Origin of the sequence: Acinetobacter sp. AND/436, from assembly GCF_049546925.1 — a bacterium.
GTDB classification, from domain to species: domain Bacteria; phylum Pseudomonadota; class Gammaproteobacteria; order Pseudomonadales; family Moraxellaceae; genus Acinetobacter; species Acinetobacter indicus.
Genome location: NZ_JBMXBO010000031.1, coordinates 1 through 3,499 on the forward strand (window position 1 = coordinate 1; position 3,499 = coordinate 3,499).

A 3,499-nucleotide genomic window follows, 5' to 3' on the forward strand; every position below is an offset into this window, starting at 1 on the left:
ATTTCACATATTTATTCTTTAAGGAAATATTTAAAAGAATCATTAAGCTTTAATCCTTTTAAAACAAAAAAAATATACTTGTTAGCAAAAGCCTATTCAGTTCAAAATGGACATACCCCTACACTTTATCCTCAAGAAATTTTTGCTTTATTAAATCATGCTCTTAAGTTGGTAAAAGAGTCTGAATATACTTTGAGTTTACTTAAACAATATATGGAGATACATGCAGATAGTTCTATATATCATAGATCAATGTACGCGAAATTTTATAAGCTAACAGGTATTAAATCGAGTGAACTACAAAGTAAAGTCCGTGCTCTATACGGTGCGGCAGTAACAATCATTTTGATGTTATTGGCTGAGCGAAAGCATGAACTATCACTTACTAAAGAAGCTGATGTTTTAGAGCTATTAAATACTGAACTTGATATTCTTATTGGGTTAGAAAAAAAAACTGCGGGAACACAAACAGGAAAACGAACAGAACGGGCTGTTATTCAAGAAGTTAAAGACGCGCTTGGCGTTATTTTAGAATTGGCTTCATATAATCGAGAAAAATCAAAAAATGAAACAATCTTACTAAAATTACCTTTTGGTCATTCAGACAGTGGAAAAGGTGATAAAACTTTTTACCTTACTACAAATGGACTATATGTCATTTTAAGGCATTTTGCGGAATCAGCAAAATTTGAAAGAATAGAATTAAAACCTCATATGTTTAGACGAGCATATGCAATGTTGTGGACTTGGAGATTTGAGATAGGAGATTTGGAAGAATTATCCTTGATGTTGAAACATAATAGTACGGCTTTTACAAAGAAATATACGGATGATGAAGACATTTGGCAGTTTATGGGGGAGACAGAGCAAGATTTAGCATTTGATCTATTAAATAGAGCTTTCCAAGGGAAAATTATACTAAGTGGACAAATCAGTGAAACCCTTGAAAGGTATAGTAGACTAATTCAAGCTAAATCAAAATTATTGGACTCCACAGCTATTGCTGATTTTGTGGATGAATTTATTCAAACCAATGACATGCGTGTAGTTGCTCATTCAGATGGATACTGTTTCATCAATAATAAAGGATTAGACAAAGCTTTATGTCGGACTGATGGTATAGGCTTAGATCCAATAAAGAGAACAGACTCTTTATGTTTAAAGTGTCCTAATTTTGCTATTGATAACTCTCGTAAAGCTCACTGGGAGAGAAGAATCAAATTACATCAAGATGTTATTGATTCTAGTAAAAATAAAAAACTTGTTGAAAGTTCTAAAATATTTATTTCTCAAGCAGAGAAGATGTTAAATTCCATTCAGTTGGCTGAGAAATCGAAAGTTACCTCATAGTTTTATGGGAAGTGTTAAGGATTAAACTTGGATATATTAAATTGGATAACTTGAGTAGGATCATTTGTGGCAAACAGTAAAGATAAATTTGAAAGGGCTATAAGAGAGTCACTTGAGCAACTTCAAAATATTGGTGGAAAGAAAATTACCAAAGCAGAAATTATTAACAATGCTAAATTTGAAGATGGTTCTTCTGTTGGTCAGACTACTTTGTATGCGAAAAATAGTGTGACAAAAGCATACATACATGCTGAGTTACTACAAGAGCTAGATAAAAAAATTGCAGACATTGCTTCAAACAAGCCACAGAATGAGAAAAAAAAATCATCCAAGCAAATCATTGAAGAAAAAACAAAACAGATTACAGAACTCAAGCTAAAGAATAGTCGATTATTGGCTCAATTTACTGAATTAGAGGATAGTTTAGAAAATACAGTTCATCAGAATGATGAAAATTGTATAAAGAATCTTGAAACAAACTTGTATATAGTAACTTCTTTGTTAAATCAAAAAATTGGAGGAAATAAGAAATTGAATCATATAATAAAAAATTTTGAGGTTAAGTATTTTGGAAGTGAAAGATTGAAGGAAGCTAAGGATCAAATTCAAACAATGAAAAATGATATAGAATGTTCTAAAATTATTTCCATTGCGGAAAGTTTTAAGGATCGCTGATAACCTTATATAGTAAGTTATTGTTGGTTGGTTTTAAGTTAAATATATTGAATTCAAGAGGTTATGATGGCTAGAGGTTCTGTTAATAAGGTCATTTTGATTGGCAGCCTAGGTAGAGATCCAGAGACAAAACAGTTTGAAAATGGTGGTTCCGTTACAAGGTTCTCAATTGCTACAAGTGAGAGTTGGGTAGATAAACAAGGCAACAGACAAGAGAAAACGGAATGGCATCGTATTGTTATCTTTAATCGTTTAGGTGAAATTGCACAGCAATATTTACGTAAGGGATCAAAAGTTTATATTGAGGGATCTTTACGCACTCAACAGTGGACTGATCAAAATGGTCAAGAGAGATATCAAACAGAGATCCATGCAACTACAATGGAAATGTTATCTCCAAAGACTCAAAATGAGCCATCTAGTGACTACAGTGGTTATCCTAATCAAAATGGGATGAACCGTAATCAGCAGCAGCCTAACAATAATACGTATGGCAATCAGCAGCCTAACAATAATACGTATGGCAATCCGCAACCTAGTGGTAGTGGTTACCAAAATAATAATCCAGGAAATTTTGCACCGAAACCACAAGTGGCTCCGGCAAGCACTGCACCTGCTGATTTAGATGATGATCTGCCATTCTAACTTGTACAATATGTAAATATTGTATTTAAATGAAAGAAAGAACTTGATTTTAATCAGGTTCTTTTTTTACTATAAAAAAACTTGTATTTTTAGGGTAGATTATCTCTCCAGCCTTAAATCACCTAAATCAGCTATACTTAGACATAGATTCTTTAAATAAACTCTCGCTTTCATCTTTGAATCTAGTCCGCTGACTATTTAGTTCTACAAACTTTGTATATAAATTTTTGTAAATTATATCATGAGCTTTATTGTGAACTTTTACCTCTGAAGGATTATCCATCTCAAAGCTGTCCTCTAAGCATTTGTTTACAATGGTTAGAATGTCTTCTTTAGAGATTTCATCCAAAGCTTTCCAATACTCGCCATCTAAAGAAAAAAAACCTTTACCATCATCGATCTTCAAGCACTTCATAACTCCTCCTTCTGTAAGCATCCGGCTAACACAGCCTTACCAAGCAATCCTATAAGCCTTAATTCATAAGGTGTGTTCAGCGGACGCTTACCATCCTGAGATACCAGAACCAGTATTAAGCCAATGATCACTTTTTGGACTTATATTGTTATATAAACGATTATTAAATTTTGAAAAATATTCTAATAATTCTTCCCAATATGACAAATGTGTTTCACTTCGTTATTGAATCCGTCATTGATTATACTGCATGATCTCATCAACCATATTTATCGATAATTTTGGCCAATGAATCGACTCATTCCAAGAAAGCTCCAGCCAATCCCATTGATCTTTATATTTTTCGATGAGTTCGATTGACCACGGTAAGGATGTATTTCTAGAAAGACTCTCCCAATCCCATTGATCTTTATA

Annotated in this window: 5 protein-coding genes and 1 pseudogene; 3 read left to right on the forward strand and 3 right to left on the reverse strand. The window is 32.9% G+C overall.

Features of this window, described 5'->3' with window-relative positions; translation table 11 throughout:
- From ACPEPR_RS13695 to ACPEPR_RS13705, 3 genes are all read left to right on the forward strand, one after another.
- A partial coding sequence (locus ACPEPR_RS13695; RefSeq protein WP_423562552.1) for a site-specific integrase occupies nt 1-1,350 on the forward strand: 1,350 nt, incomplete at its 5' end.
- Between the two features lie 66 nt (nt 1,351-1,416).
- Nucleotides 1,417-2,025: a hypothetical protein gene (locus ACPEPR_RS13700; protein ID WP_104498140.1), complete on the forward strand. Its 609-nt coding sequence runs from the start codon at nt 1,417-1,419 to the stop codon at nt 2,023-2,025.
- Between the two features lie 66 nt (nt 2,026-2,091).
- Nucleotides 2,092-2,670 (forward strand): single-stranded DNA-binding protein, encoded by a 579-nt coding sequence (locus tag ACPEPR_RS13705; RefSeq protein WP_423562553.1) that lies wholly within the window; start codon nt 2,092-2,094, stop codon nt 2,668-2,670.
- A gap of 127 nt (nt 2,671-2,797) precedes the next feature.
- Here the strand turns inward: ACPEPR_RS13705 and ACPEPR_RS13710 are convergent, their stop codons facing one another.
- From ACPEPR_RS13710 to ACPEPR_RS13720, 3 genes and pseudogenes are all read right to left on the reverse strand, one after another.
- Nucleotides 2,798-3,085 carry a hypothetical protein gene (locus ACPEPR_RS13710; RefSeq protein ID WP_168419522.1) on the reverse strand — a complete coding sequence of 96 codons (288 nt, stop codon included), beginning with the start codon at nt 3,083-3,085 and terminating at the stop codon, nt 2,798-2,800.
- Between the two features lie 87 nt (nt 3,086-3,172).
- Entirely contained in the window at nt 3,173-3,292 is a 120-nt protein-coding gene (locus ACPEPR_RS13715) for a DUF4268 domain-containing protein (protein ID WP_286413217.1), read from the reverse strand.
- A gap of 27 nt (nt 3,293-3,319) precedes the next feature.
- Nucleotides 3,320-3,499 (reverse strand): annotated as a pseudogene (locus tag ACPEPR_RS13720) (hypothetical protein); the annotation flags it as partial.

Coding starts and splice junctions, on each gene's coding strand:
- ACPEPR_RS13705 (WP_423562553.1), top strand. CDS start 2,092: ATGGCTAGAGGTTCTGTTAATAAGGTCATTTTGATTGGCAGCCTAGGT.
- ACPEPR_RS13710 (WP_168419522.1), bottom strand. CDS start 3,085: ATGAAGTGCTTGAAGATCGATGATGGTAAAGGTTTTTTTTCTTTAGAT.